Here is a 26572-nt window from a genome sequence, read left to right as displayed (position 1 = left end):
AAAATGTTTGCGGAAGATCGTTTTTAGGTTAATATGTCTAGCAACAAGACATAAGGAGCGGCAATGGCACTGATCGACAATCAAAATAAACCCGCTTTACGCCTGGTTTGCCTGTCAGACCTGCACGATGCGCAACAAACAGTGTCGGTGCCGGACGGCGATGTACTGATCGTCGCCGGCGATATCTGTTTAGAAGGAAGGCTAGCCGAGGTCAAACGTTTCGACGATTGGTTAGGTACGCTGCCGCATCGGTGCAAACTCGTGATTGCCGGAAATCATGACTGGCCGTTTGAAATAGTGGGGAAGGGCGCGGCAATAAATCTGCTCAAAAACGCCATTTATCTTGAAGACGCAGGCATTGAAATCAATGGCGTGAACTTTTGGGGATCGCCCTGGCAGCCGGAGTTTTGTGATTGGGCGTTCAATCTACCGCGCGGTCCTCGATTAGCCGAGATTTGGGATGGCATTCCGAGTAATACCGACGTATTGATAACGCATACGCCGCCCTATGGTATTTTGGATGAGGTGTTTGGTGAACATGTCGGCTGCGAAGCATTGGCCGATGCAGTTCAACTCGTCCGGCCGAAAATTCATGTCTTTGGCCACATACATGAATGTCATGGCGTGTTAAAGCAAGGTGAAACGACCTATGTCAACGCCAGCCTGCATGATGAAAGATTTTGTCTCAGGCATCAACCGATCGTCCTCGACTTGTAGGACCAATGATTCAATCAAGCGTTTTATGATCGCGGCCGGCCTGCAGCAACTGGAACAGTTGGGGGAGTGGGTTTGATGCTCACAGATTCAATACAACAAGACTTGTGGCTCATCAATTTAAAAATATGAGCCACAAAATGATCGGTTTGTTTGACGAGCAATATTCCAAGTGTTGCTACCCATGCGGTTGTCAAAGGATTTAGCATCAAAAACCGACGAATGAATGAGCATTACTCTTCAAACACTGAAGGGTTCAGAAACTGCCGTTTCCAAAACAGTTTTCGATCAATCTCACTGAGCTTGGCCTCATCGCACACGTTGTTCCAATTTGCTTCAATGGCTTCGCGATGCCTATCGAAAATGGCTTTCGCTTCATCCTGCGGGAGTTGAAAGTGGGGTGCTGCCGTAAGGCACGACTTGAGTTTGCTCAGATTGTTGTTCCCGGAAATGAGCATGGCTTGTGAGGCTTCATTACCGGTACGGTTTTGCGGGCAAATATCGTAAGCAGGTGTAAGGCTGAGTGTTTTGCCGTTCCAAAAGGCCGCGTGATTGCGTGCGTGGTCATCGGTATTGCCGCACAAGATGTTAAAGACGAGACGAGAAAACAGCTCTTCGAGCGTTTTTTTGGGGTTGTCGAAGCGATGTCGTATGATTTCTGCAAACGTTTCATAGCTTGCGTAACGGGCCATCATGTCATCAAGGCCAAACAGCGTTAAGGCGGACACCATGGCTTTGCGCGTCCAACCATCGGCGGTTTTTTCGCGATCAAACCGTTCGATTAGAAGGATGTCTTTGTTTGCGGCTTGAACAAGCTTTACGGGGGCGGCTTTCACCCCGGCTGCGACCGCTAGCCGCATGGCGATGAATTCAGCCTTTACGACACTGTAGAGGTCGGAGCTCGATGAAAATTTTGCGATGTATTTTGTGCCTTGGTCTTCGATCAAGGCCTTGGGGCGTGCGCCACCGATAGAGCTTCCATGGAAGAGCGCTTGATCCAGCTCCGGCGTGAGCGGAATACCTTGCTCGACTCGTTCGGCGGATTTAAGCAATTCTTCCAGCTGGACATTTCTTGCGGAGCGGGGGAGGTATTCACTTGGCGAGCGCTGGAAATCCAGAGCGCCGATACGATCAGAGCCCGATTCCAGTAAATAGGTCAGTTCGCCAAGCGCATCGGTATCCGTATCTTTGCCTTTCCGTCCAAGCTTTTTATTGATGATGACGCGCCGTCCCCATGCGTCCGGAGCGGCATCACGGATACAGCCGGGCATGCTCAGCCCATCCGGTAGTGCCAATACTCCCTTCTTGAGCGGTAGCTCCGGCAGGTAGATGGGAATAGCCGGAGGCGTATCCTTGACGCGCTCCAGATAGCTTTTGCCGTAGTTGAAATGAATATTGCCCTGATCGTCGGCTTCAAGCTTGCCCGCGACGACCGGCTCGGTTGCCTCAGGCAACCATATCCAGACATAGGCTTCTTTATCGGCGTTGTTAGAAGTCATCGTCAACGACTTTTACTTTTTTCCGCACAGACTTCGGGAGAAGCGCGAGCTTGTCCTCGGTTTGGCGAATATGCCCATTGAGCGTCGTCGCTTCGATATCAAAAAGTTTGACGCCGACTAGGGCGGCCACTTCAAAAGTTGCCCCTAGTTCACACTTGGGATCCCCTTTTTCTATGCGCTGCAAAAGCCCGCGCGAGATACCGGCGCGTTCGGCAACCTCTTGTGCGGTCATCTTACGCTCTATTCGTGCGGCGCGGATGAGCTTGCCCAGAAGCGTCATCGCTTCACGGCTATAGCGGGAATAGGTGCGTGCCGATACTTTGGCCATAGTTTAACTGTTGGTTTATAAATGGATCGCAGGGCTACCTTGTGATCGACATGCGAATCACATTAGCAGTTCCCAAACGCTTCGGCAAGTGAGAAAAGGTTTATATATGACTCATAATGATGCTTTATGTTTTATATATGGATCATTATCTTTATTTTGCGAGGACACACGTTTTTAGCAAAGCAACACAAAGCCGCTTATGGTCCACATTATGGAAACAGGTCTGCGCTTTTGGGGATTAACGGACATGAGAATTTGTCTGTGGAGGCGAATTCATCACACTGCGTCAACCGAGGATATTGCCCAGCTATTAGCCTGGCTACAACATCATGCAGGTACGGAAAATTCTTTGTATCGTTGAGTTGGAAAGCCAGGTCGTTGAAGGCGGTCAATTTGTTCTGGAGATTGGCGCCATCCTAGTAAAAAGGCACGCTGATTGCAGAATAGAATTACATTTTATGAAATAATCCGAATTGCAAATATTCATTTTTGTCAAACAATGATTTGTTCGGGAAGAGAAATGAAAGATACTCTAGAAATAAAATGGCCTTGGGTCGTGATCTGGATCGAATATGCGGACGAGATTATTGCCCAGATACAGGAGGCTTTTCCCCCGAATCATGAGATACAGACGCATGAGATAATCCCCGGAATCAAGTGGGAAGGACGCCCCATCTTCATCGTCGATGACGACACCACCGGGCAACGGATTCTGATGAACTTTGAGAAAATGAAACGATGGAAGAAGACGAAGTTCAAGGTTCCAACGATGAAGGTATTCAAAGACGACGCGGAAATTAGAGAGATGATCGAGAACGACCATCTGGGGGAACGCGCAAGGTACAACAAGGATGGGGATTTGAAATGAGGGTCGAACCAGATTCCGTAAAGTTACCTACTACCGGACAACCACCAGTGAGTATTGTCATTAGACTGTTCTACCTTTGAACATCATGAAAATTAAGTTATTTGCCGAGAAAATGGGGAGTTAAAAATTACATTTACAACCAACAAAAAGAAATCAATGCTTGAATTGGAAAACGAAATATAGCGTCATTGATAGAGTCAGCTAAAGACGAACCATCTGAAATAGAAAAACTTCAAATAAATCGACAAATATTGCAAGCTTACAATAACAGTGAATGACTGCTTTCAAGGTATAGCCATCCGATAGGCGCCCAAACTAAAATTTGAGCTGAACTAACAAAACCACAGTCAACTTTACTGCACAAACCGAATTCAAAAATTTGTTTTGATGAAATTTTATAGCCACTATTTACAGAGGTTATTCGTCGCGATAATATGTCTAGCAAATAGACCATTTAAGAGAGATTTTATGCATCCTTTCAACATGCATCGCCAACGAGGACTTAAATTTTTTCGGCCCCATTTGCAATTAATATCGAAATCGGATCGCTTCTTCGAGCGACTACAGGATATTCGTTATGGCTCAACATCGGACCCGCTTCAGGATGATGATTTATTAAAACACCGTGTTGCTTCCAGTGACGATTCCGAAGAGTCGGTTTTCGACCGTTTTGCGAAGGAATTGGAGGCCGCTTTGCCAAAAAAGTCCCTAAACTCGTTTCCTTCTGGCATGTCCACACCAACTGCCCCCAATTCGCGTACCGAACCTTCCATTGTTATATTCGATATCACGGCGCTCCGTGCGCGTTATGACAAACTGGAAAATTCCGAAAAGAGCCTACGCGGCATTTTGAAAAAGTTCGATCTGTCCGGCGACGACGGTCGTCGCACATTGGCAGCAATTCCGAAAAACTTCGGTACGCAGATTAACGATCTGAAATGCCGCTTCCCTAATTGTGTCGAGTTTTTGGACTTTGTAGGGCATTTTGCCCATCTAGCCCGCCTTCGCCATGGCGAACCGCATCTGCGATTCCCTCCGGTTTTGTTGGCGGGACCGCCCGGCGTCGGCAAAACGGCAGTGGTGCGTGAGGTGGCAAAATTGTTGGATGTCCAATGCCGCGTTTTAGACATGGCTAGTACGACCGCAGGTTTTGTTTTATCTGGCATGAGTTCCTCATGGAGCGAGGCCAAAACTGGCTGTATCGTAGACCTACTGCGGGATGGAAAAACAGCGAATCCGATGTTGGTGTTGGATGAAATCGATAAGGCGAGCACCTCCTCGAAATTCAATCCACTTGGAGCCCTATATACGCTGCTTGAACCGGATGCGGCAAAAAACTTCATCGACGAAGCATTGGATATGCCGTGTGACGCGAGCCAGCTGTTGGTCATCGCAACCGCTAATGATCTGGGCCGGATTTCCGCACCGCTGCTATCGCGGTTCGTGGTTCTCCATATCGAGGCAATTACCAGTGAGCACCGGGCGACCGTCATCCGATCAATTTATCGGGCAGTTCTTGGGCATCTCTGTGTTGTAGAACATTTCGATGTAGAACTGGCGGATGAGGTAATAGATACCCTAACCGATTTTAGTCCTCGGCAAACCAAGATCGCGCTAATGCGATCGGTAGCGGCTGCAGCCAGTCGTTACCGTAACCCTGATGATCGAGTTGCCATTCAAAACGACGATCTGGTCAAACCGAACGATGCACAACGAGACAAACCGATGGGTTACATATGGTGACACAAGCTCCAAGCATCATTTTCGCAGCCGCAAAAGAAGAACCGAACGACTCAATACCAAATTGATCATGAACAAATTTCTAGAACAGTACCTGTTTGACAAATATCCTACCCTCTATCGCCGGCACAACCTGATACATGACGAAAGCAATTCCCTGCTCCGTTGGGGCTTGAGCTGCGACAATGGTTGGTTTCACCTGATCGACGTGATGTCTGAATTGATCGAGGCCCATGACTTGAGAGCCGAAATCGTCGAGGTTAAACAGAAAATGGGCGGGCTTCGAGTGTATCTCAGCGGCCCCGAGAAAAGTCATTATGTCAACGGCATTCGCGTCATGGCCGAATCCCTGTCGTATCGAACCTGCGAAATTTGCGGCAATTTAGGGACGCTGCACAAACGCATCGGCGTCAAAACGCTATGCGAACGACATGGCCTGATTCAAGGCATGATGCCTTGGCGTTCGCCTCATGGCGTCGATCAAAATATAAATAATAGAACTGGCGACATTCTGGAACTGCCGGATAAATATTGGATCGATTACGGTTGGGCGCCTCTTTTGGAAGCTTTGTTTGAATCGCTGGCCGATCATGGCCCGCGCCTGTATCAACAGGGACAAACGATCCATTTCGAACGAATCGAATCGACCGAGGGCGATTTACTGATCGACTATACTGGCGACCACAAATGGGTAATGGGTCAAATCGACATGGTCATGCGTTATGCACAACGAGTGGATGAGACTAGTGGAGACGCTAAACCGGTCGAGCAATAAATTTCTCTGAACCCAAAATCCCTACGAAAAAACGCGCTTCGAAAAAACTCGTTTGTTCATTTTGTCCGACGCTCAGTATGCAGCGCGCAGGATTCATAGAGCAAAAGGCGAGAACAATTTGAAATGAAATTGCATTAAGCGTAATTAAAAGCCATAACGCAATTGGAGAATTCGAGAAGAAAAAATTCTGGACGGTATCAAGGTATAAGAGAAAAAAGCACCTCGCCTATTCCGCGAAGTTCTCCCTGAATCCTAACCCATACCTAACCCAGGCACAAACAAAAAAGGCCTGCATTTATGCAAGCCTATGAATTTATTGGAGCCAATGGCGGGATTCGAACCCGCTACCTACTGATTACGAATCAGTTGCTCTACCAGCTGAGCTACATCGGCGATTTCGCGGCGGATTTTAATCAATTTCATGATCTTCTGGCAAGGAACTGAATTTATTTAAAAATCACCCGGATATATCGACTAAGTATTTGCTTGGAATGTAAGCATATCTTTGAAACTATCGAATAAAATTTTCGGCGTTGTCGCATTTATCGAATGCAGCTGAGACCTTACTAAGAACCAATTGTTCAGATTTGAAATGCTTAATACCAAAAAAGGGGGTAGCTTAAGTTATTAATTCAACCTGACCCCTTTTTCTCGCTGCTTAGTTAAATACAGGCGTCATATCAGAAAAAAAAGAATTATTGATTCCAATCTAGTTTATTACTTTTTCCTTGGCTGCTTAAGTTTCGTTGACAGGTTAAGATGGCATCCCTCCAGTCTGCGCCGCTAGCAATCCCTTTGTTAAAGCATTCAACGGTCTTCTCCGCGTCATTGGTGCCAGCGCACAAGTTGATGATGTTTTTCCATTCCCATTGGCTACCCTTACCCCAATTCACCCGTTCTGATCTTACTTTCGAGAAACATTTACCGGGCTCAAGCGGCTTAGTAGTGCCTTTGCATAACTGCTTTATATTATCATCACGCCAATTCATGTTTTTTTCATCATTCCAGGGAATTTTTCCTTGAACTTCGTTGAAACATTGGTCTTCATAGTCAGCTGCGAAGCCAATTTGGCTCATAAAAAAACTAGAAAACAAGAGACTTAACCAAGCAGCTATCATGCGGTTTGAGGTTGTTTTTTTCATTTGGAACGGACTCCTGTGGCAGGTTAATGATGCAGTATCAATGATGTAGCCTATTGATTTTTAATGATTAAAAATCATGTTGACGTTAACTTTTAATTAATCACACTGCAAAATCAACTTATCAGTTAAACGGTCGTTAGCAAGAAATTTCACGGCCAGTGCTTATATTCGATTACAAAAGACTAAGGTCGTCTTTTTGGAACGTTTCGAGTATCGGTGCCAATTCCGGTAGAATTGCCTGGCTATAGTGGATAAGCTCGGGAATTCGGCTTAACCAGCCATAGACAATTTCACCTATTATTGACGCTTCATCCCATATTGAACGTCTCTCCGGCTTGACCGAGCCTAACACCCACTTACCGCCCCGGCGCTTCAAGCGCTTGACGACCAGCTCCCCATTCAGCGCGCAAATCACGATCCTGCCCGGTACCGGTTCCAGCGACCGATCGACGACCAGAATATCGTTCGGATGAATGCCGGCGCCGAGCATCGATTCGCCTTGCGCGCGGACGAAGAACGTCGCGGCGGGCTTTTGCACCAGCAGCTCGTTCAGATCCAGCGTTTTCTCGATGTAATCGTCGGCCGGCGAGGGGAAACCGGCCGAGACTTTGCCGGCAAACAGCGGCAGGTTCACAGTTTTCGGGTTTGAAGCAGCGGAATAAAAATTCGTTGGCATAATGAGCATAGCAGGTTGAGAGCGAGGCGAAGTCGAAAGGCGCTTATTATGTTCTCTTTTTGTTCTCATTTTAGGCGCTTTTTGCTAAACTGCCAAACATCCCAAAAGCAAATGATGTTGACACAATGACTGAATTAACCCGCCGACAACGACAAATCTTCGAGTTTTTGCGCGATAACTACGAACGCTTTGCCTATCCGCCGACGCTCGATGAGCTCTGCGAATCGTTGGGCATGGCTTCGCGTGGATCGTTGCACAAGCACATCAGCGCCTTGATCGATGCCGGACTGATCGAACCGTTCTCGGGCAGCAAACAAACAGGCATTCGTTTGACGGCCCAGGCGCAGCGGGATTATGCCGCGTGCGAACATGCCTTGCCCTATGTCGGTAAAATCGCCGCCGGCAAACCGATCGAAGCATTGGCCGATGTGCATTACCTGCCGGTCCCGGCGCTGCTGAAAAGCGACAAGCCGTGTTATGTCTTGCAAGTCAAAGGGGATTCGATGAAAGAAGCCGGCATTTTCGACGGGGATTGGGTGGTGATCGAGCAGCGCGATTACGCACGCAACGGGGAAATTGTCGTGGCGTTGATCGACAATCACGAAGCGACGTTGAAATATATCGAACAATCGCCGGGCAAAGTGCTGTTGATACCGGCTAATTCAGCGATGACAACCCAAATTTATGCGCCCGAACAAGTTCAAATTCAAGGTATTTTGGTCGGACAAATGCGCAGTTACCGGGTACATTAGCAACAAACCTTTAAACGAGGAGAGCCGCTATGCAACGCAAAATTCACATGCAGGATCAGGTCAGGAACAGGGTGGCCGAGATTATGGAGGATCGCCGGTCGGATTGCGTAATTGCTTGGGGTATGAAGGTTCTGGTGGTGTCGGCGATTATGTTGGTTGGGGTGGTTTGGTGATGGGCAAGTATGGGCATGTGGCGGTGGAGTTGGAAAGGATGTTTTAATGGACTACATTGGGTTTCGTTTCGTCGTCATCGATACGGATTCTGCTCAGGCCGTAGTTATCGATTTCCGTTATCCATTTTTCCTCGGCCTCCCCGATAGCTTTAAATCGTTCGCTCATTTCAATCTCGCTCAAATGATTGACCCCGGTTTGTCTCATCGCGTCGCGGTCCGATAACCTTCCAATTAACTGACTCCAAAAAGTGTTATCTTCGAACTCTTCAATATAATCTTCAGCCACGGATTCACCTGCGAATTCACCTGAAGTGACGTACTCCCCTCGTTCTTTATCGAAATCGACAAGAGCCTCGAAGCCCATCTCCTTGGCGTACGACATCAATTTTTGCATCAAATTTCTGTAGTCTTTGGTATCGGCGCGATCATCTGTGCTATGTGCGTGCAAGACCCAATCGGCGATATGGATCAAATCGAGCAATATCCGGTATTCTTTTTTCGTGAAGTTTATTTTCATGATGGGCGCAAAGTTTTAATCGTTAGTCTTAACAGGATTATAAACTTTCGTCGCGAATATTGCCGTATGAGACGGGCAGCGTGAAGTTATCGTTCCCAACAAGACTCGGAATCGGGAACTGGCACATTCAAATTACCGATCCTGTGCCTTTCTGTTGCAGTTTGGAGAACAACAACATCTCTGGCCGCTGAACAAGCATGTAAATCAGCATTGCCGACGACTGGATTGCTTCTCGTTGGATAAAACATTCATCTACAGCAATCGAAAATCGGTTAAAATCATTCCTTTTTATTCACTTAATAATTTAAGACTATGGCAAGACTGGGCTCAGAAAAGAACCCCATTATCGTTTGTGTGCAAAACAGTAAACGTGGCGAATACGTGGCAGAAACCTGTGCTTCGCAGGGTTGGCATTACATCATTGGTATCGAGCCGGATAAGCCGGAAGATATTACAGACCTGGAGCGCGCCTTAAATCCACCGGAACCGGCCAAGTCCGACAAAGTCGGTAGGAATGATCCTTGCCCCTGCGGTAGCGGCAAAAAATACAAGAAATGCTGCGGTGCCGCGGGTATTCTGGCTTAACGCTAACGGCAGCATGAATATACCTATCGCACTTCAAATCTCGGCATTGACGTATGGAGGCACCGGGGTGTTCGGCAAAGGCTTTGACAGCAGGGATGCTGTCACAGAGCCTACATGGACGTATTCACGGCGTCCTTTGACGGACACCCCGGCGCCGAAATTTGACCAGCAAAGGGTATAGAGAATGCCGGTTGTTCATGTCTAGACTGGGAAGGACAAAACAATGATAGGGGAGCCGCCCGGCCGAGTTTCATATCGTCACCCGCTCCCATGTCATTGCCTTGCGAAAAACCATTGAAGAGAAAAAATTCTCCGACGCCACCATCCGCCGCAAGCTCTCGGCCCTGTCTTCCCTATTTGAGTATTTATACCTTTCGCAATTCAAATTTCGGCAGTGCCTGAGGAGGCGCCGGGGTGCTCGGCAAAGGCTTTGCCAGCATGGAGCTGGCATAGAGCCTACAGGGACGTATTCACGGCGTCCTTTGACGTGCACCCCGGTGCCGAATTTTGATCTACGATGGGTATATGTGAACAAAACGCTGTGAATCACAATCCGGTCAAAGGCGTCAAGCAGCCGGCCGCGAATAACAATGAAGGCAAAACCCCGGCCTTGAGCAACGATCAGGCCAGACAATTATTAGAAGCACCCCGGAAGAAACGATAAAAGGACAACGTGACCGGGCGATTCTCGCCGCCCAGCCTCTACCATGGGCTACGCCTCCAGGAACAGTGCAATCTTCGCGTCCTTCAGATCGATAAATTGCTCGGTATGATTACAGGAAAATTCAGAGTTCTTGCGGAAATGCGAGCAGCCCCAGAACTGCCCGTAAGGGCCTTTTCTCAAGCTGAGTTTGCCGCAGCACTCAGGACAAACCGGTTCGACATGATCGCAGCGCCGGTTTTCGCAGACCCGAAACCGGCCTTCTTGGCGTAAACCGCCGCCGCATTCGGGGCAGGCCGGTTCGGTATGCGTGCATAGCGGATATTGGTTGCATCCGAAAAAGCTGCCATGCCGGCTATCTTTCGGCACTAGGTAACCGGTTTCGCATTCGCGGCAGGAAATATCGGCCACTTTCTCCTGAAAACCCTCGCCGGTAAATTCGTCAATGCGAATTTCATAGCGTTGATCAACCAGTTCGCGGATAAAATCGGAAGCCTTGTCGGCATCTCCGATCAGGTAAACATGATGCCGAGCGCGGGTCATCGCGACATAAAATAAGCGTCTTTCCTCCGCATGGTCGAATGCTTCGGCTTTCGGTAGTAATAGCTCCACTAACGGATGGGTCTTTTTTTCCGACGGAAAACCGTTTTTGCCTTTTTCCAGTCCAAGTACGATCACATAATCGGCTTCTTTGCCTTTCGAGGCATGGACCGTCATGAATTGAATGGCAAGTTTGGGATACTGCCGTTTTAAGCTCGACAAATCCGGTTTTCTAAAATTGAACCGGGCCAAGATCAATACACTAGCCTGAACGGCGGTTTTGGCATTAATTGCCGATAATGCCGCATTCAGGCCGACCGGATCGAGCCGAGTCCGGATGAGCGAGACGGCTGCTTGTGCGATGACGGTATGGCTTTCGATTCGCTTGGCGATTTGCGTTGGGTTTTGCATGACAAAACGGGACGCTACCGCACCGATTTGGTTATTGAAACGAAAGGTTTGATCCAGAATGCTCAAGGCCGTATCGCCGAAATGTTCCTCGAATTCCTGGGTGATCGTGACATCGCTGCCGGTAAAACGGTAAATCGATTGCCAGTCGTCGCCGACGCAAAACAGGCTGTGGTTCGGGTTATGAGTTAGCAAAGCCTTGATCAGTCGGGCGCGGCTGGCCGATATGTCTTGAAATTCATCGACCAGAATATGCGTGTACGGCGAACGGAAGCGTCCGGCTTCGACATAGTCGATCGCCCGCCCGATCATGTCTTCGAAATCAATCGTATCGGTGTCGCGCAAATACTGTTGATAGGCTTCGAAAATGGGCTCAAACAAAAAAGCCGCCGCGTGCATGCGTTCATGATCTTCATGTTGCTTAGTCAGCGCGACCAGGCTTTTGATATTCAAATAGGCGGCTTTAAACAGCGCCAGCATCTGAGCCAGCAATTGACCCAGTTGCGAAATAAGGCCGAATTGATGCAATTGCTGAAGCAGTTCATTGTTGGGCAGCGGGTCGAAAACCACACCGGCTTGTTTCAGTTGCAGTTCCAGCGATTGCGTCAAAATGCCTTGTTGCTTCTGATAACTGTAGGTTTCGATCAGGGTGGTCCGATGTTTTCGATGCAAGGCCCGTTTCCACGCCATTGCCTCCAAATAGCTTTGCCGGTCGATAAACGGCGGCGTTTGCTGATGTTCGTCGACGGCGAAATGTTCGATATAAATACCGTAATCGGGCAAGTAAAAATCGGGCTGATAAACGCGATAATCCGGTCCCGAGGTGTTGATCTGATAATTAGCCTCATAGCGGTAGGCGATACGCTGCCGATAAAGAAAGTTGGCGATTTCGCATTCTTCGTAGCTTTTGACCAATTCGCCCTGCAGCGTGCGGATGTCGTTTTCGAGAATATAACGGTTATATTCGCCGAGACTTTTGAATTTGAAGGCGCTTCGATAGGGATGGCTGAAGTGCAAGAAATAAGTTACCAGTCGAGACTTGTATTGATCGTCTTGCAGCAACCTTTGGATTTGTTCGTCGACAAACCGGGTGCGAAGATGCTCGTCCTCAGCCATTTTGTCAATGGTCGGCGCAGTGCCTTCAACCTGGGCAATGATATGTTTGCCGAGGCTGTGAAAGGTTTTTACGGTCAGCGTATCGATGCGAAGTTTTGCTTGTATTCGCTGCTCCATTTCCTCGGCCGCTTTGCGGGCGAATGCCAACATCAGGATTTGTTCCGGCTTTGCTAGTCCTGCGTTGATTAAATATCCGGCACGGCCGATCATCGTACTGGTTTTGCCGGTACCGGCGCCGGCCAATACCAGATTGTGCTGTTCGTCGATCACGCAGGCGCGGCGCTGATGGGTCGTTAACGGATTGCTCTCCACGTCGTCGAAAAAGGATTTAAATGCCTCGATTTGACGTTCGATATAAGTTTCATTCAAGCGCTCGACCGCGTCGTATCCGTGGTTTAACAAAGGGCGGATGAATTGCAGGGCTTGTGCCGTATCGGTCGGTAAAAAGCGTTGTATATTTTTGCGCTGAATGCCTTTGACCAAGTCTCGATGCGTCTTCAGCCATTGCCGTACGGCAATTCGGCGGATATAGCGATCTCCGGAAAACCATGGGCGCGCCTGTTGATAAGCGCTTTCTATTTCCGGAACCAGGCGTTGATAAAAATCGTGGAGATATTGGCGGTTGGCTTGCTGCAAGTCGGTTTGCAAGCGTTTCGATCGTTTTTTAGCGATGCCGCCCATGCGCACGGTCTCGCTGTTCTCCTGATGAAATGCCAGTACATCCCAGAAGTAGCCCGGCTCCAAGACGATGCCGCTGCCGATCGCCAGATGAGCAATTCGGAGCTGTGTTTCGCCTTTATGCAAGATTATGCCGTCTTCGGCTAAAGACAACTGGTCATGATTGGCATGCGAGGCGAATAATGCGGCCAAGCGGCTGATTCGGTAGAGGAATGATGTTTTCAACGAAGTATTCAAGGACAATCCTTTGCCTGTGCTTTCGTGCTCTTATGCGACGATATGCAAGGCAATATAAGGCACGAGATTAAACAGAATGATGCCGATTTTGTAAAGCGCCATGCCTGCGTAATGTATGGCGTCGAATTGTTCGACCGGCAAGCGAAACCAGTGCCCGTGTAATCGATACATCCAATCGTGAGCGGAGATAAAGAGCAGTCCCCACAAAAGCAGCACGCTGAAGTTGATTATGGAGCACCATAAAAGGACGTCACGTATTAGTTCAATGTTCATGAGCGGGTCTCCTGTGATGGTTAAGGGGAAAATAATATACCTATCGTAGATCAAAATTCGGCACCGGGGGGCCGTCAAAGGACGCCGTGAATACGTCCATGCTGGCAAAGCCTTTGAAGAGCACCCCGGCGCCTCCTAGGGTACTGCCGAAATTTGAAGTGCGAAAGGTATAACTAATTAAATATTTTCGTGATTTTCGTGGACAAAATGCTTCCTGATTAGCAAGTTTCTTCAGCTAAAGCCCAAAGATCAGCATATCCCCTAGCAGGACGGGGTTTGCAAGCCATGCGCGTCAAGCTAAAAACGGCCAACCCACATCACGCTATTTCCCAAGCTCCAGCTTGGGAAAGACACCCCGGAAGCTCCAGCTTCCTGAGACCGACACAACCTCCGCACATTCTGAATCAAACCCGACTCGCTCGCTCGTTCAATCTTTCTTGATTTTCGGGAAGCTAGAGCTTCCTGAACAGGTTACCCAAGCTGGAGCTTGGGTAACAGCATATTTTAGTTTTTGCGACTACGACTGGTCCTTGCTCGGATACTTGGCCTCGGCAAGCTGAAGCATCTTGCTAATCAGGAAATGCTTTGTCTAGGATAATCGATGAAAGCATGAAGATGCCCGAATCTTGAGATGATTTTAGAGCTCCATAACTAGCATCGGTATGCCGTAACTGGCAATAAAGTAGGCAATCGCTGAAATAACGCTTGGCGTTGCCGTGTACAAAAAGACTTGACGGAAAATATAACTGATAACTGCAATATACCAAATGACTAAAAACACGCTGATCCCGATTGATATTTCTTCTTGATATTCAACATGCCTCATTACCATAACAACATCCAGCACTTCAGCGGCAATCGCCAGGGTGATGATAAAGTTTTCGCAGACAAAAATGGCAGTGAAGACTTGTTTAAAAAATTGCCATTTCTTCATCGTCAGCAAAAAAACAGTGATAAATGAGAAAGCCATTATGGTCCTCATCAATACTTCCAATGTACCGCTGACCGGATCGGAAATAAGCCCCTCGACGATCATGCCCGAAACAAGATAGAACGCCAAGTTCTTCATTACGAATGATGGTCCGGGGATTAAATTTATAGGGTTTTGTCGGAACAAACAAAGCGAAAGATAGTTGAGTAATAAGTTCATCGAGGGTTTATTAAGGTTAAAAAATAGGGCAGGCCAGCTAAAAATAACCGATTTTTTTTATTTTTGACGTTTTGCTTTTTGTAAGTATTCAGATCCTCCCTGCTGTTTCCGAAATTACGGAGACTGTGAGAATATTCAATATTGCGAAATAACCATGAAGAACATGAATTCATAGTCATATGAATAATTAGATTGTTGATTTTATCGTCTTTTTCTTCATTGTTTTCATGTTCTTCATGGTGAATAAATTGTTTTATGATGTATTCGCCGATAATTTTCACAGTCTCTACGGTTTGGGAACCTCTTTATGTAAGCTCTTGCTTACCGAGCGAAAAAAAAGGTATTTTCCCACGGATTACAGTAAATAAATATGGATTATGCTTAGCGCGTAAATATTCAGTCCCCCCTTTTTTCAAAGGGGGCAAAGTTCCATCTTGTTTTAGATGCAGGGCGTGTGAACAATTTGTTTCAGAAAACCGAAAATGTGGCCGCGCGAAGGATATGGATAAGATATAAGTCTAAAAAAAGCAGATGAGTACCTCAAGCTACCGTTCGCCCTGAGCCCTTCGGCTGCGCTCAGGGGAGCCCTGTCGAAGGGTGTGAGGGGTAATTTGGGCTTCACCAAGCCGGTGAAAGTGTTGTAGACCCTTCATGCTTCGACTTGGCTCAGCACGAACGGTCTACAACACATGCCAACTGCTCTTTTTGGGATGAGCGACAAATGGTTTATTTTAACGATGCGGCTTTATTATGGTCATTAAACGAATGCTTTCGATACTGTTGCCTTATTTGTTGTTTCTTCTGGCTTTATTTATATGGCAACGAAACCTGATTTATTTTCCCGGAAAGCAGTCGTTAGCTAGGCAACAAGAGCTGGCGCAACGGCTAAATCTGGAACTTTGGCCGGCAAAGGAAAGCTATCTTGGCTTGATGTCTAAATCGACTATGAAGGGCAGTAAAGGAACGGTTATCGTGTTTCACGGTAATGCGGGAAGCGCGATCAATCGGGGTTATTACTTCAATGCATTGGAAAGGCTGGGATACCGGGTTATTGTTGCGGAATATCCGGGTTACGGCGCAAGATCGGGATCGCCATCGGAATCGGGATTGATCAGCGACGGTATTGCCATCGCAACACAAGCGAGGGACGATTTCGGCGACCCCATTTTTCTTTGGGGCGAGTCGCTGGGTAGCGGTGTGGTCGGGGGAATCGTGCATTCCGGAAAAGTCCCGATTAAAGGCATTGTCCTGATGACGCCATTCGACAGCATGGCTAACGTTGCGCAACACCATTATTGGTTGTTTCTGGCTAAATGGCTGATTCGCGACCGCTTCGATAATCTCAAGTACCTGCACGGCTACAGCGGCAATACGGCCATGGTGATTGCCGAAGACGACCAAATCATTCCGAATCGCTATAGCTTGAATTTATATGACTCTCTTCAATGCCATAAACGGCTGTGGTCGTTCAAAAATGCCGATCACAACAGCTTGCCGCTGGCTCCGGAACTGCCGTGGTGGCGGGAAGTGATGCACTTTATCGATGAAGCTGAACAAGTGATTAGCGAGTAAGGATTTAGTCGTAAATAACTTCCCTATTTTACGGAGGGTTCGGTTGCTCGATTGGCAGGTGTCGGCGGCAGGGAAAGCCGCCGTCAAGCCTACACGGACGTATTCACGGCGTCCTGCCAAGCGAGTTACCGAATCCTCAACAAAGCGCATAGTTCCAGGACGTTATTTATTACGAAATCCTAAGGTTAGTAGGGTTTTAAAATGATTTGATTGCGCGCATCGTCGAACGTCATTTGGAAGCGTCCTAAAAAGCTCATACCCAGCAAGCCGCTCGATTGTAATTTATCGTCCGCAATGAAACTCACATCCACGTTATCGGCTTGAGCTTTGCCGATAACGACCGATTTAAGCTTGCCTTGCATAATTTCGACTCTGCCGTTCGCAGTTTCGCTGAATCCAGGTTGTAAATTTCTGTCGGTAAAACCCAATGCGGATTGAAGCGAGGCGGGTAAGACAAGGGTGGTCGCGCCGGTATCGATCAGCATATTGGCTTTCAGTTTGGTGCCGTAAGGCCCCGATAACTCGGCCTTTACCAAATGATGCGAACCGCTGCGGGTGGTTTTGATGGCATAACTGGCGTCGGTCTTGGGTTTTTCAACAACTGCAGGAGGCGGCGTGTTGTCATAGCGCTTGATGCTGGTGATGATGATTTTTTCGATATCTCCTTGATTGTTAAATAATTGAACAAAGTTATAATCACTTAGCAATCGTTTTAATTGTTGATCCGGTGTGCCGCTAAGACGAAGGGGAGGGCCGTCTTGGACTAAGTGTAAATTCTTTATTGTTATGCTCTGCGCATGAATGATTTGTTCGAGTTGAGTTTTAAGGCTATCGGCTTGTGCGATGCCGAGCGTTAACATCAACGCTAACAGGGTGGCAATGATCGAGTTTTTTCCGGACATAGCGTGCCGCCATAAGGTGCTAAAAAAATTTGAGCCTAAAATCCGCGTCCGGGTTTCACAAATAACCAATTTTAATAAGACAAGTGTTGACAGGCGCGGCAAAACAACGTTGGATTGTAAGGGTTCGTCTCAAAAAAATCATTAAGTCGCTTTTTATGCCCTATCAAAAAGCGTCGATGTCATAAACCATTAATAACTAAAACAAGGCAAACATCGATGAATACAGGACAGTTGATTACTTATTTCACCCCGGTTTTCGGGTTATTAGCGCTATTTTTTATCATTAAACGTTCGGCATGGGTTAGCAAACAGGATGCCGGTAATGAACGAATGACACGGATCGCAGGCTTCATCGAAGATGGCGCCATGGCCTTTCTCAAGGCGGAATACCGGGTTTTATCTATTTTTGTCGTTCTAGTCGCTATTTTGTTGGGTTGGATGGGCTCTTTGTCTGACGATTCATCCTGGATGATTGCATTATCATTCATATTAGGCGCGTTTTGTTCCGGATTTGCCGGTTTTTTAGGCATGCGCATTGCCACCAAGGCCAATGTCAGAACGACGCAAGCGGCCAGAACGAATATCGGTAGCGCATTGCGGGTGGCCTTTGCCGGCGGTTCGGTGATGGGCATGTGCGTGGTCGGCCTCGGCGTGTTAGGACTCAGTTTGCTGCTAATCGTGTTTTCTTCGATGGGATGGGAAATTGGCCGCATCGTCACGGTGATTACCGGCTTTTCGTTCGGCGCGTCTTCGATTGCTTTGTTTGCCAGGGTCGGCGGCGGCATATACACCAAAGCGGCCGATGTCGGCGCGGACTTGGTGGGAAAGGTCGAAGCCGGGATTCCCGAGGACCATCCACTGAATCCGGCGACGATCGCCGATAATGTCGGCGATAATGTCGGCGATGTTGCCGGAATGGGTGCCGATCTTTTCGAATCCTATGTCGGCTCCATTATCGGCACCATGGTGCTGGGCGCGGTATTGATCGGGACAGTCGGATTTGAAGCAGACAACGAATTCGGCGGATTGAATGCCGTGTTGTTGCCTTTGGTGCTAGCCGCTGTAGGTATCGTGACATCGATTATCGGTACATGGTTTGTGCGTATCAAAGAGGGCGGCAATCCGCAAAAAGCTTTGAATCGCGGCGAACTGGTGTCGGCATTATTCATGCTTTTAGCAACTTATGGGATCACTCAATGGATGTTGCCGGAATCCTGGCAAACCGGCTCGGGTGTTTACACTTCGATGGGCGTTTTCATCGCTATTATTATTGGCTTGGCATCAGGGCTGGCAATAGGCGCGATTACCGAATTTTATACCGGAACCGGAACCCGCCCGGTAAGAGGCATCGTCGAGCAATCGCTGACCGGGTCCGCGACCAATATTATTGCCGGGGTCGGAGTAGGCATGCAGTCGACCGCAGTACCGATTATTATTATTGCCGCCGCCATTATTGGAGCTTATGAATTCGCCGGTTTATACGGCATTGCCATAGCGGCGGTGGGGATGTTGTCCAATACCGGCATTCAATTGGCGGTCGATGCTTATGGGCCCATCTCCGATAATGCCGGCGGCATCGCCGAAATGGCGGCCTTACCGAAAGACGTGAGAGAGCGGACCGATAAGCTTGACGCAGTCGGTAATACGACCGCGGCAATCGGTAAGGGATTTGCGATCGGTTCGGCCGCATTGACCGCGCTGGCATTGTTTGCCGCTTTCATGACCACCGCCAACATTTCCAGTATCGATATTTCCAAACCGTATGTCATGGGCGGTTTATTTTTGGGCGGCATGTTGCCGTTTCTATTTTCATCGTTAGCGATGGCGGCTGTCGGAAGAGCGGCGATGGATATGATTCAAGAAGTGAGACGACAGTTTGCCTCTATCCCCGAGTTGAAAGCGGCGCTCGAAGTCATGCGTCGCAACGAAGGGAAGGAATTGGATCAATGGAGCGAGGCCGATCAGCTGGTTTTCAATAATGCGGACGGCAAAGCGGAATACAGTCAATGCGTCGCGATTTCAACACGGGCCTCGCTTCGGGAAATGGTGGCTCCGGGCTTATTGGCCGTTGTTTCGCCGGTTGTCGTGGGATTCGGCGGCGGCGCTGAAATGTTGGGCGGTTTACTGGCCGGCGTAACGGTAAGCGGGGTGTTGATGGCGATTTTTCAATCCAATGCCGGCGGCGCTTGGGACAATGCCAAGAAAATGATCGAAGCCGGTGTGGAAATTCAAGGGCGCACCTATCGTAAAGGTTCGGAACCCCATAAAGCGGCGGTAGTCGGCGACACGGTCGGCGATCCGTTCAAAGATACTTCGGGGCCTTCGCTGAATATCCTGTTGAAATTGATGTCTGTGGTGGCATTGGTAATTGCGCCGATGTTGTGATGGGCCTAAGACGATTTCAGGCAAAAAATATTCCGTTCTAAGTGTCTTGTTGATGCCGTAAAAGACCGTTCAGCCTACAACAGATCTTAGGCGAACGCGGTCTATTACCACAGCAATTCCCAGTTTGAGCAGTTTCGCCGATTTTAGGGTGTGGGGTATGCCTGTCGAGGAACGCCGTAAACCTATCCATGGGGGCTTGGCGGCAGCTCGAACGCCAAGGATGGCGTGAATGCGGATTTTGCATGGAGCAAAAATCTGCCCTGCTGCCGACATCCTCGCCAAGCATACCCCACACCCTTTTTGATCTCCAAATTGGGAATTGCTGCTATTACCAGGCTCAAGCCTATTTAGGATTTGGTCGTAAATACCCCTCTATTTTACTGTGAAAGTTCGTAGATATAGACCCTTTATCTAATTTTTCGATATACGGCGCTCGACAGAGCAAATGCCGGTTCCGGAGAGGGTGCGGTTGCTCGACCGACAGGCGTCGGCGGCAGGGAAAGCCGCCGTCGAGCCTACAGGGACGTATTCACGGCGTCCTGTCGGGCGAGTGACCGTACCCTCCCCACCAGAGAACTTTCATTTGCCGGGGCGATGGCCAGGCCTTCATGAACGTTACGGAGGGTTCGGTTGCTCGATTGGCAGATGTCGGAGGCAGGGCAGATTTTTGCTCCTGCAAAATCTGCATTCATGCCATCCATGGCAATTAGTCGCCGCCGTCAAGCCTACACGGACGTATTCATGGCGTCCTGTCAAGCGAGTTACCGAACCCTGCACGGCGAAACCGTTCTAAACTTCTTGACTTTGGTATCGCAATATAACCTTTCTCGAATTCTCTGTCATGCGTAGGTAATCGAATACCCGTCGTACATTACGCGCCAGCTTTTCGGTAGTGGCTGCCACACTGTCTTTACTCATGGACTTAATCAACCCTGCGGCAAATCTGCGCAGACAGGTTATGTTTTCAGGTCCATGGCCTTTGCTTATCCTGCAACGATCTTCATTCCAATTCCAATCCAGTAGGTAATGATGACTCTCAACGCCCCAATGATCTCTATTGAACTTGAGCACTTGTTCAGCGTTGGCGCTCATCGGCGAATGACTGGTCAGGCCGTAAGCCATCTCAAAGGTTTCTTGGCCGCTTTTTTTGTCGATGGTATGGCGTTGTATGGCAAATATTTGCCCGACGAAAGGGAAATCAAGGTAGTTGTTCAGGAGCGTAGACGTCCAAATAGAGCGTGACTCAATACGACCATGCGTTAAGGTGTAGGGCTCGCTATAGTCAGGCGCTTGGCGATTTTCAAAGGCCAGGCGAATATCCTGGGCGACTGTGGGTTGGTTGTCTTTGGCGGTAAATACATAATGGGCCTGCCGGTCTTCGACCAGATAGTGCGCCAGTTTACGCTGTGTTAAAAGAGCGTCGCCGGTGATCGTTTTATCGGCAATATTTGCCAGGGCATCCATAACCGGGATGAACATCCCGATTTCGTTGGTCTGTTTAAGTTCATCGCTTCCCTCTACAGGCAAAGCACCGACTTTTTTTGAGTGTGGCAGCGTCCCGTCTGATGCCCGACGACGCCCAGGATGTGTGTTTGACGACCGTCTTCATCAATCGCGTTACGCAGGGTTTTACCGTCGACGGCCAAGCCTTCGTCGGCTTCGGCGAATTGTTCGTTCCAGCCTTGCAGCGCAAGATCGAGTTGTGCGGGATCGACGCTAATTAAGGTTTCTCTAAAGGTGGTGCGACTGGGTACCTGATAACGCCCATTGCGTTTGCGACAGCCAAAACGGGCTCGCGCTTTTTGGCCTAAGTCATCCGCCCAGCTGCCAATCGCTTTATAGCCTTCCATTCCACAGAGCACGGCAGCTGTGGCAAGAGCCAGAATACACGGCAGAGAATGACGCTGTCCCTGCTTACGCCGCGGGTCAGGAATATCAAGAAAGAACTCTGGTAAAGTGCGCATTTGATCGGCGGTTAGCATGATTTTTGGTGCTCCATAGCCATAACAGGGGCTAAGCATAGGTTGCGACAAGTGAGTTTGAGCGCGCTTTTCCAAGGGTCTAACAAAAACCTGCTTGGGCTGTTGAGCGCTAGGGCTATAGCCTTGGCGAATCCGACGGTAACCACGGGTATCGCCGACATGCACCCAGTTAGAAGCACGATAAATCGTGCCATGAAACAACTGAGGATCAACGAAAGTTTCTAGCAATAATAAGGGGTAACCGAAGCGTTGCTGCCAATCCTGAGAAATTCGCCGTTCACATAAGGAAAGAACCCGGGACGCAAGGTTAGGATAATGGTGCTCGGGGAGAATCANAAAGCGACTATTGTTAGCAATCAGGTGAAGGCGATCATATTGAACCCGATAGCTCCAACCGATCCACTGATCACGCGCTGCACATTTCCAGGCGGCGGCGGAAAAGCTGATGAGTGCCAGCCATTGATTATGATAGCTGGCGACATACCACAAGGTATGTCCGATCTTTGGTAAAGCACCCAGATAGTGGTGTGCCTTCATTAATGACTGAAAACGTTCCTGCTCTTCCGACTGAACTGGTTGTACGATGATCTCTTGAAGGTTCAAAGCGGGTATCCCAAACATAGAATGTCAGGATGCTTTATATCTGAAAAATGTAGGTTTGTCCAGGATTAGTTATATTTCATTGATTTATCATGTAAAGTTATAGAGAACTGTTCCGCCGTGCCGAACCCTGAACAACGCTCATAGTTCCTGGGCATTATTTATCACGAAATCCTTAGAGTTAGACTTCTAATTTCAGAACGGCCTGCTTGACCGGCTCGGCCAGGCCGTTTCCGTCTTTTCGGCAATAATCGATGATTTCGCGGCGCATCCGGGGTTCCCAGGCGCGTAGTAGATGATTTTTTATGCTCTCGACGGCGGCCTCCTTATCAGGGTCCGCATTGAAGAATTCGCCGATTGCATTGGCCATTTTGATGAGTTTTTCTATCTGCATGATTGTCTGCCTTTGTACGCGACAAAATTTTCTTAAAGGATATGATTCATAGGATTTATTGGCTACCCGTTTCAACCATGGTGGAGTAAAAAAGCTTTAGCTTTTTTAGGCAAAAGCTGAAGCTTTTGCACTCCTTTCCTACGTCCGATTCTTTCGTGCTTTTCGTGAAACCATTACAGGGCTAATTTCAAACCAAATCGGCTTCTCGGTGGATCAGCCGATGCGAATGGCTGTAGACGACATGCCGGTCTTCTCGGGCGAAGCCGACCAGCGTCAGGCCGGTCTCCTCGGCCAACCGTATCGCAAGTCCTGTCGGCGCGGAAATCGCGGCCAACAAGCCAATGCCGGCCACGGCGGTTTTTTGGACCATTTCGTAACTGGCCCGGCTCGTGACGATCACAAAACCGTCGGCCGGATTTCGTCCTGTCCTCAATAATGCCCCGATCAGTTTATCCAAGGCATTGTGGCGCCCGACATCCTCGCGTATGGTTTGAATGCCCCGGCCAGGCAAGACCCATGCGGCCGCATGCACGGCGCCGGTCAATCGGTTGAGTTGCTGATGCTGCGTCAACTCGTCCAATGCCGATAACAATTCGGCAGACGTTACCGAAGCACCGCCCGATACCGGTTCGGGATGACGGACGGCTTGTTGCAAGGTGCTAGCCCCGCACAAGCCGCAACCGGTCCGCCCGGTCAAGTTGTGGCCTTTATCGGCCATACCTTGCCTGCGCTGTTCGGGGATTTTAAGACGTACTTCGATGCCGTCCTTGCGGTTGTAAACCCGCGTGCTCAGAATCTCGGCCGGATGACGGACAATATCTTCGGTGATGCTGAAGCCGAGCGCGAACTCTTCCAAATTAGTCGGCGTCGCCAGCATCACGACATGCGGCACGCCGTTATAGACCAGCGACACCGGCACTTCCTCGGCGATGTAATCCTGTTGCACGCTATGCCGTCCGCCCTGCCAGCGCTCTACCGGGCATTGCCGATAACTCGGCCAGCCCAGTTCCCACGCAGATGATTCGGGTGCCGCAAGATCAAGCATGATGCGTGCCTTGCTCCAACAATTCCAATTGCTGCTTCGAAAAGTCGCTGTACTGTTTTTGCCATTCGGAAGGCTGCGTGACTTTCGATACTTGCACCGGGGTGACTTTGTATTCCGGACAATTGGTCGCCCAGTCGGAATTGTCGGTCGTGATCACGTTCGCGCCCGATTCCGGGAAATGGAAAGTCGTATAGACGACGCCCGGCTGTACGCGTTCGCTGATCAATGCGCGTAATACCGTTTCTCCGGAACGGCTCTTGATGCCCACCCAATCGCCGTCGATGATGCCGCGATCCTCCGCATCGTGCGGATGAATTTCCAGCCTGTCCTCGGCATGCCACGCGACATTTTCGGTTCGGCGTGTTTGCGCGCCGACATTGTATTGAGACAGGATGCGGCCGGTCGTCAAAATCAGCGGGAACATCCGCGTCGTGCGTTCTTCGGTCGCGACATATTCGGTCAGCATGAACAGGCCCTTGCCGTTCGGACGCATGAACTCATGGGCATGCATCGTAGGAGTACCCGCAGGATTTTCTTCGTTGCACGGCCATTGGATGCTGCCGAGGCGATCGATTTTTTCGTAGCTGACGCCGGCGAATGTCGGCGTCAGCCTAGCGATCTCGTCCATGATTTGGGACGGATGGCTGTAATTCATCGGATAGCCCATAGCATTCGCGAGCAACTGCGTGACCTGCCAGTCTTCGTAACCGGCCAATGGCTTCATGACCTTGCGCACCGGCGAGATACGTCGTTCGGCGTTCGTGAACGTGCCGTTTTTCTCGAGGAACGACGACCCGGGCAGGAAAACATGCGCGAACTTGGCCGTTTCGTTCAGGAATAGATCCTGTACGATCACGCATTCCATCGATCTCAAAGCGTGATGGACGTGTTGGATGTCGGGGTCCGATTGCGCAATATCCTCGCCTTCGACGTAGAGCCCCATGAAAGTGCCGTCGGATGCGGCATCGAACATGTTCGGAATGCGCAGGCCCGGCTCGGATTCGAGAATCACGTTCCAGTCATTCTCGAACAGACGGCGCGTGTCGTCGTCGGAGACATGACGGTAGCCCGGAAATTCGTGCGGGAACGAGCCCATGTCGCACGAACCTTGCACATTGTTTTGACCTCGCAACGGATTGACGCCGACGCCTTCGCGTCCGAGATTACCGGTCGCCATCGCCAGATTCGCGATGCCGATCACGGTCGTCGAACCTTGGCTGTGCTCGGTAACACCCAAGCCGTAGTAAATCGCGCCATTACCGGCGGTGGCATAAAGACGCGCCGCGGCGCGGACATCGGCGGCCGGAACGCCGGTGACCGCTTCGGCTTGCTCGGGTGCATGACGAGGATCGGCGATGAAGATTTTCCATTTGGCGAATGCCGCCGTGTCGCAGCGCTCTTCAATGAAGACTTCGTCGAGCAGGTTTTCGGTCACGACGACATGGCCGAGCGCATTGATCAGCGCGACGTTGGTGCCCGGGCGCAGTTTCAAATGATAATCGGCTTTGACATGCGGCGAGTTTTTGACCAGATCGATTTCGCGCGGGTCGACGACGATCAGTTTGGCGCCTTGACGCAGACGCTTTTTCATTAACGAGCCGAACACCGGATGGCCGTCGGTCGGATTCGCGCCGATGACCATGATCACGTCGGACTTCATGACCGAGTCGAAGTTCTGCGTGCCGGACGATTCGCCGAAGGTCTGCTTCAGACCGTAACCGGTCGGCGAATGACAGACGCGCGCGCAAGTGTCGACATTGTTGTTGCCGAAGCCGGCGCGAACCAGTTTTTGCACCAGATAAGTCTCTTCGTTCGTGCAGCGCGACGACGTGATGCCGCCGATCGAATCCTTGCCGTATTGGGCTTGTATCCGTTTCAACTCGGAAGCGGCATAATTGATCGCCTCTTCCCAGCCGACTTCCTGCCACGGGTCCGTGATGCTTTTGCGAATCATCGGCGTCGTGATGCGATCCTTGTGCGTTGCGTAGCCGAACGCGAAACGGCCTTTAACGCAGGAATGACCGTGATTGGCCTTGCCGTCCTTGTGCGGCACCATGCGAATCAATTGATCGCCTTTCATTTCGGCGCGGAACGAACAGCCGACGCCGCAATACGCGCAGGTCGTCACGGTGGCATGCTCGGGCGTGCCATGTTCGATCACCGATTTTTCCATCAGGGCCGCGGTCGGGCAGGCTTGCACGCAAGCGCCGCAGGAAACACATTCGGAGTCCATGAACGCCTCGTTTTGACCGGGCGAAACTTTGGAATCGAAACCGCGTCCGTCGATCGTCAAGGCGAAGGTGCCTTGCGTTTCTTCACAGGCTCTGACGCAACGCGAACAAACGATACATTTGGACGGATCGAAACTGAAATACGGATTGCTCTCGTCCTTGATCGCTTGCAAATGATTTTTGCCTTGCGGGTTGTAGCGTATTTCGCGGAGGCCCACCGCGCCGGCCATGTCCTGCAGTTCGCAGTCGCCGTTCGCGGAACAGGTCAAGCAATCAAGCGGATGGTCGGAAATATAGAGCTCCATGATGCCGCGGCGTACATGGGCCAGGCGCTTGTTCTGAGTGACGATCTTCATGCCTTCGGCGACCGGCGTCGTGCAGGATGCCGGCATGCCGCGCGCGCCCTCGATTTGCACGACACACAAGCGGCACGAGCCGAACGGTTCGATGCTGTCGGTCGCGCACAATTTCGGAATGTCGATGCCGATGCCGGCCGCAGCGCGCATCACCGAAGTGCCGGCCGGCGCGGTCACCTGAAATCCGTCGATTTCCAGTGTGACCAGTGTGTCTGCCTCCCTGGCGGGGGTTCCAAAGTCTTTTTCTTTATTCAGGGACATGTTAGTACCTCC

General features: G+C 49.8%; 24 protein-coding genes and 1 tRNA gene. 10 read left to right on the top strand and 15 right to left on the bottom strand.

Features of this window, described 5'->3' with window-relative positions; translation table 11 throughout:
- Positions 1 to 63 precede the first annotated feature (63 nt).
- Positions 64 to 717 carry a metallophosphatase domain-containing protein gene (locus METBU_RS0114005; RefSeq protein ID WP_017841229.1) on the top strand — a complete coding sequence of 218 codons (654 nt, stop codon included), beginning with the start codon at positions 64 to 66 and terminating at the stop codon, positions 715 to 717.
- Positions 718 to 947: 230 nt separating this feature from the next.
- Here METBU_RS0114005 and METBU_RS0114000 read toward each other — a convergent pair whose 3' ends face one another.
- Positions 948 to 2213, bottom strand: a complete 1266-nt coding sequence (locus tag METBU_RS0114000; protein WP_017841228.1) for a type II toxin-antitoxin system HipA family toxin — start codon at positions 2211 to 2213, stop codon at positions 948 to 950.
- A complete protein-coding gene (locus tag METBU_RS0113995) occupies positions 2203 to 2541 on the bottom strand; it encodes a helix-turn-helix transcriptional regulator (RefSeq protein WP_017841227.1) in 339 nt (112 codons plus the stop codon). Before METBU_RS0113995 ends, METBU_RS0114000 begins: the two co-directional genes overlap by 11 nt.
- A 520-nt stretch (positions 2542 to 3061) precedes the next feature.
- On the opposite strand from METBU_RS0113995, the gene METBU_RS0113985 reads away from it, so the two are divergent.
- From METBU_RS0113985 to METBU_RS0113975, 3 genes are all read left to right on the top strand, one after another.
- Positions 3062 to 3409, top strand: coding sequence for a hypothetical protein (locus tag METBU_RS0113985; RefSeq protein ID WP_017841225.1), 348 nt, complete (start codon positions 3062 to 3064; stop codon positions 3407 to 3409).
- A 468-nt stretch (positions 3410 to 3877) separates the two neighbouring features.
- Entirely contained in the window at positions 3878 to 5152 is a 1275-nt protein-coding gene (locus METBU_RS25335; RefSeq protein WP_017841224.1) for an AAA family ATPase, read from the top strand.
- A 67-nt stretch (positions 5153 to 5219) separates the two neighbouring features.
- Positions 5220 to 5924: a hypothetical protein gene (locus METBU_RS0113975; protein WP_017841223.1), complete on the top strand. Its 705-nt coding sequence runs from the start codon at positions 5220 to 5222 to the stop codon at positions 5922 to 5924.
- Positions 5925 to 6241: 317 nt separating this feature from the next.
- Here the strand turns inward: METBU_RS0113975 and METBU_RS0113970 are convergent.
- The 3 genes from METBU_RS0113970 to METBU_RS24195 all read right to left on the bottom strand — a co-directional run bounded on the left by METBU_RS0113970 (position 6242) and on the right by METBU_RS24195 (position 7742).
- Positions 6242 to 6317: transfer RNA gene (locus tag METBU_RS0113970), tRNA-Thr, on the bottom strand.
- 302 nt (positions 6318 to 6619) lie between these two features.
- Positions 6620 to 7066 carry a hypothetical protein gene (locus METBU_RS0113965; RefSeq protein WP_017841222.1) on the bottom strand — a complete coding sequence of 149 codons (447 nt, stop codon included), beginning with the start codon at positions 7064 to 7066 and terminating at the stop codon, positions 6620 to 6622.
- Positions 7067 to 7238: 172 nt separating this feature from the next.
- Complete coding sequence (locus tag METBU_RS24195; RefSeq protein ID WP_459560736.1) at positions 7239 to 7742, bottom strand: LexA family protein; 504 nt, start codon at positions 7740 to 7742, stop codon at positions 7239 to 7241.
- Between the two features lie 125 nt (positions 7743 to 7867).
- Between METBU_RS24195 and lexA the strand changes: the two genes are divergently transcribed.
- Positions 7868 to 8494 carry a transcriptional repressor LexA gene (gene lexA / locus METBU_RS0113955; RefSeq protein ID WP_017841220.1) on the top strand — a complete coding sequence of 209 codons (627 nt, stop codon included), beginning with the start codon at positions 7868 to 7870 and terminating at the stop codon, positions 8492 to 8494.
- Positions 8495 to 8523: 29 nt separating this feature from the next.
- Entirely contained in the window at positions 8524 to 8667 is a 144-nt protein-coding gene (locus METBU_RS28160) for a hypothetical protein (protein WP_017841219.1), read from the top strand.
- 43 nt (positions 8668 to 8710) lie between these two features.
- On the opposite strand, the gene METBU_RS0113945 is transcribed toward METBU_RS28160, so the two are convergent.
- Positions 8711 to 9184 carry a hypothetical protein gene (locus tag METBU_RS0113945; RefSeq protein ID WP_017841218.1) on the bottom strand — a complete coding sequence of 158 codons (474 nt, stop codon included), beginning with the start codon at positions 9182 to 9184 and terminating at the stop codon, positions 8711 to 8713.
- 312 nt (positions 9185 to 9496) lie between these two features.
- Here METBU_RS0113945 and METBU_RS24190 point away from each other — a divergent pair, with 312 nt between their 5' ends.
- Both METBU_RS24190 and METBU_RS28575 read left to right on the top strand, forming a co-directional pair.
- The gene (locus tag METBU_RS24190) at positions 9497 to 9769 is read left to right on the top strand and encodes a PBPRA1643 family SWIM/SEC-C metal-binding motif protein (RefSeq protein ID WP_083877729.1); all 273 of its coding nucleotides are present in this window, start codon (positions 9497 to 9499) and stop codon (positions 9767 to 9769) included.
- Positions 9770 to 10286: 517 nt separating this feature from the next.
- Positions 10287 to 10433, top strand: coding sequence for a hypothetical protein (locus tag METBU_RS28575; RefSeq protein WP_017841216.1), 147 nt, complete (start codon positions 10287 to 10289; stop codon positions 10431 to 10433).
- Between the two features lie 48 nt (positions 10434 to 10481).
- On the opposite strand, the gene METBU_RS0113930 is transcribed toward METBU_RS28575, so the two are convergent.
- From METBU_RS0113930 to METBU_RS0113920, 3 genes are all read right to left on the bottom strand, one after another.
- Positions 10482 to 13397: a UvrD-helicase domain-containing protein gene (locus METBU_RS0113930; protein WP_235726413.1), complete on the bottom strand. Its 2916-nt coding sequence runs from the start codon at positions 13395 to 13397 to the stop codon at positions 10482 to 10484.
- Positions 13398 to 13439: 42 nt separating this feature from the next.
- Entirely contained in the window at positions 13440 to 13682 is a 243-nt protein-coding gene (locus METBU_RS0113925) for a DUF6868 family protein (RefSeq protein ID WP_014146718.1), read from the bottom strand.
- A gap of 637 nt (positions 13683 to 14319) precedes the next feature.
- Positions 14320 to 14832 carry a hypothetical protein gene (locus tag METBU_RS0113920; protein WP_014146719.1) on the bottom strand — a complete coding sequence of 171 codons (513 nt, stop codon included), beginning with the start codon at positions 14830 to 14832 and terminating at the stop codon, positions 14320 to 14322.
- A gap of 750 nt (positions 14833 to 15582) precedes the next feature.
- On the opposite strand from METBU_RS0113920, the gene METBU_RS0113910 reads away from it, so the two are divergent.
- Positions 15583 to 16404 (top strand): alpha/beta hydrolase, encoded by an 822-nt coding sequence (locus METBU_RS0113910; RefSeq protein ID WP_017841212.1) that lies wholly within the window; start codon positions 15583 to 15585, stop codon positions 16402 to 16404.
- A gap of 185 nt (positions 16405 to 16589) precedes the next feature.
- On the opposite strand, the gene METBU_RS24185 is transcribed toward METBU_RS0113910, so the two are convergent.
- Positions 16590 to 17306 (bottom strand): retropepsin-like aspartic protease family protein, encoded by a 717-nt coding sequence (locus METBU_RS24185; RefSeq protein ID WP_017841211.1) that lies wholly within the window; start codon positions 17304 to 17306, stop codon positions 16590 to 16592.
- A gap of 216 nt (positions 17307 to 17522) precedes the next feature.
- Here METBU_RS24185 and METBU_RS0113900 point away from each other — a divergent pair, with 216 nt between their 5' ends.
- Complete coding sequence (locus tag METBU_RS0113900) at positions 17523 to 19691, top strand: sodium-translocating pyrophosphatase (protein WP_017841210.1); 2169 nt, start codon at positions 17523 to 17525, stop codon at positions 19689 to 19691.
- A 789-nt stretch (positions 19692 to 20480) separates the two neighbouring features.
- On the opposite strand, the gene METBU_RS28445 is transcribed toward METBU_RS0113900, so the two are convergent.
- The 5 genes from METBU_RS28445 to fdhF form a co-directional block, all read right to left on the bottom strand.
- On the bottom strand, positions 20481 to 21218 hold the full coding sequence (locus METBU_RS28445; protein WP_138767055.1) for an ISAs1 family transposase: 738 nt from the start codon (positions 21216 to 21218) through the stop codon (positions 20481 to 20483).
- Positions 21209 to 22294, bottom strand: coding sequence for a Druantia anti-phage system protein DruA (locus METBU_RS28440; RefSeq protein ID WP_051056247.1), 1086 nt, complete (start codon positions 22292 to 22294; stop codon positions 21209 to 21211). Before METBU_RS28440 ends, METBU_RS28445 begins: the two co-directional genes overlap by 10 nt.
- A 160-nt stretch (positions 22295 to 22454) precedes the next feature.
- The gene (locus tag METBU_RS0113885) at positions 22455 to 22667 is read right to left on the bottom strand and encodes a formate dehydrogenase subunit delta (protein ID WP_014146724.1); all 213 of its coding nucleotides are present in this window, start codon (positions 22665 to 22667) and stop codon (positions 22455 to 22457) included.
- Positions 22668 to 22854: 187 nt separating this feature from the next.
- A complete protein-coding gene (gene fdhD, locus METBU_RS0113880; RefSeq protein WP_017841207.1) occupies positions 22855 to 23712 on the bottom strand; it encodes a formate dehydrogenase accessory sulfurtransferase FdhD in 858 nt (285 codons plus the stop codon).
- Entirely contained in the window at positions 23705 to 26560 is a 2856-nt protein-coding gene (fdhF, locus tag METBU_RS0113875; protein ID WP_017841206.1) for a formate dehydrogenase subunit alpha, read from the bottom strand. The genes fdhD and fdhF overlap by 8 nt, the downstream gene beginning before the upstream one ends.
- Between the last annotated feature and the right edge of the window lie 12 nt (positions 26561 to 26572).

Origin of the sequence: Methylotuvimicrobium buryatense 5G (genome assembly GCF_000341735.1) — a bacterium.
Classification (GTDB): Bacteria; Pseudomonadota; Gammaproteobacteria; order Methylococcales; family Methylomonadaceae; genus Methylotuvimicrobium; species Methylotuvimicrobium buryatense.
The sequence above is the reverse complement of the archived record's forward strand: the minus strand, read 5'-3'. Positions and strand labels throughout refer to the sequence as shown.

Bases quoted from the DNA above. Each gene is read 5' to 3' on its own strand.
- METBU_RS0114000 (WP_017841228.1), bottom strand. From the start codon at position 2,213: ATGACTTCTAACAACGCCGATAAAGAAGCCTATGTCTGGATATGGTTG.
- METBU_RS0113885 (WP_014146724.1), bottom strand. From the start codon at position 22,667: ATGCAGATAGAAAAACTCATCAAAATGGCCAATGCAATCGGCGAATTC.
- METBU_RS0113925 (WP_014146718.1), bottom strand. From the start codon at position 13,682: ATGAACATTGAACTAATACGTGACGTCCTTTTATGGTGCTCCATAATC.
- METBU_RS0113975 (WP_017841223.1), top strand. From the start codon at position 5,220: ATGAACAAATTTCTAGAACAGTACCTGTTTGACAAATATCCTACCCTC.
- METBU_RS24185 (WP_017841211.1), bottom strand. From the start codon at position 17,306: ATGTCCGGAAAAAACTCGATCATTGCCACCCTGTTAGCGTTGATGTTA.
- lexA (WP_017841220.1), top strand. From the start codon at position 7,868: ATGACTGAATTAACCCGCCGACAACGACAAATCTTCGAGTTTTTGCGC.
- METBU_RS0113995 (WP_017841227.1), bottom strand. From the start codon at position 2,541: ATGGCCAAAGTATCGGCACGCACCTATTCCCGCTATAGCCGTGAAGCG.
- METBU_RS24195 (WP_459560736.1), bottom strand. From the start codon at position 7,742: ATGCCAACGAATTTTTATTCCGCTGCTTCAAACCCGAAAACTGTGAAC.
- METBU_RS0113965 (WP_017841222.1), bottom strand. From the start codon at position 7,066: ATGAAAAAAACAACCTCAAACCGCATGATAGCTGCTTGGTTAAGTCTC.
- METBU_RS0113945 (WP_017841218.1), bottom strand. From the start codon at position 9,184: ATGAAAATAAACTTCACGAAAAAAGAATACCGGATATTGCTCGATTTG.
- METBU_RS24190 (WP_083877729.1), top strand. From the start codon at position 9,497: ATGGCAAGACTGGGCTCAGAAAAGAACCCCATTATCGTTTGTGTGCAA.
- fdhF (WP_017841206.1), bottom strand. From the start codon at position 26,560: ATGTCCCTGAATAAAGAAAAAGACTTTGGAACCCCCGCCAGGGAGGCA.
- METBU_RS0113920 (WP_014146719.1), bottom strand. From the start codon at position 14,832: ATGAACTTATTACTCAACTATCTTTCGCTTTGTTTGTTCCGACAAAAC.
- METBU_RS28575 (WP_017841216.1), top strand. From the start codon at position 10,287: ATGGGTATATGTGAACAAAACGCTGTGAATCACAATCCGGTCAAAGGC.
- METBU_RS28160 (WP_017841219.1), top strand. From the start codon at position 8,524: ATGCAACGCAAAATTCACATGCAGGATCAGGTCAGGAACAGGGTGGCC.
- METBU_RS0113900 (WP_017841210.1), top strand. From the start codon at position 17,523: ATGAATACAGGACAGTTGATTACTTATTTCACCCCGGTTTTCGGGTTA.
- METBU_RS0113910 (WP_017841212.1), top strand. From the start codon at position 15,583: ATGGTCATTAAACGAATGCTTTCGATACTGTTGCCTTATTTGTTGTTT.
- METBU_RS0114005 (WP_017841229.1), top strand. From the start codon at position 64: ATGGCACTGATCGACAATCAAAATAAACCCGCTTTACGCCTGGTTTGC.
- METBU_RS0113985 (WP_017841225.1), top strand. From the start codon at position 3,062: ATGAAAGATACTCTAGAAATAAAATGGCCTTGGGTCGTGATCTGGATC.
- METBU_RS25335 (WP_017841224.1), top strand. From the start codon at position 3,878: ATGCATCCTTTCAACATGCATCGCCAACGAGGACTTAAATTTTTTCGG.
- fdhD (WP_017841207.1), bottom strand. From the start codon at position 23,712: ATGCTTGATCTTGCGGCACCCGAATCATCTGCGTGGGAACTGGGCTGG.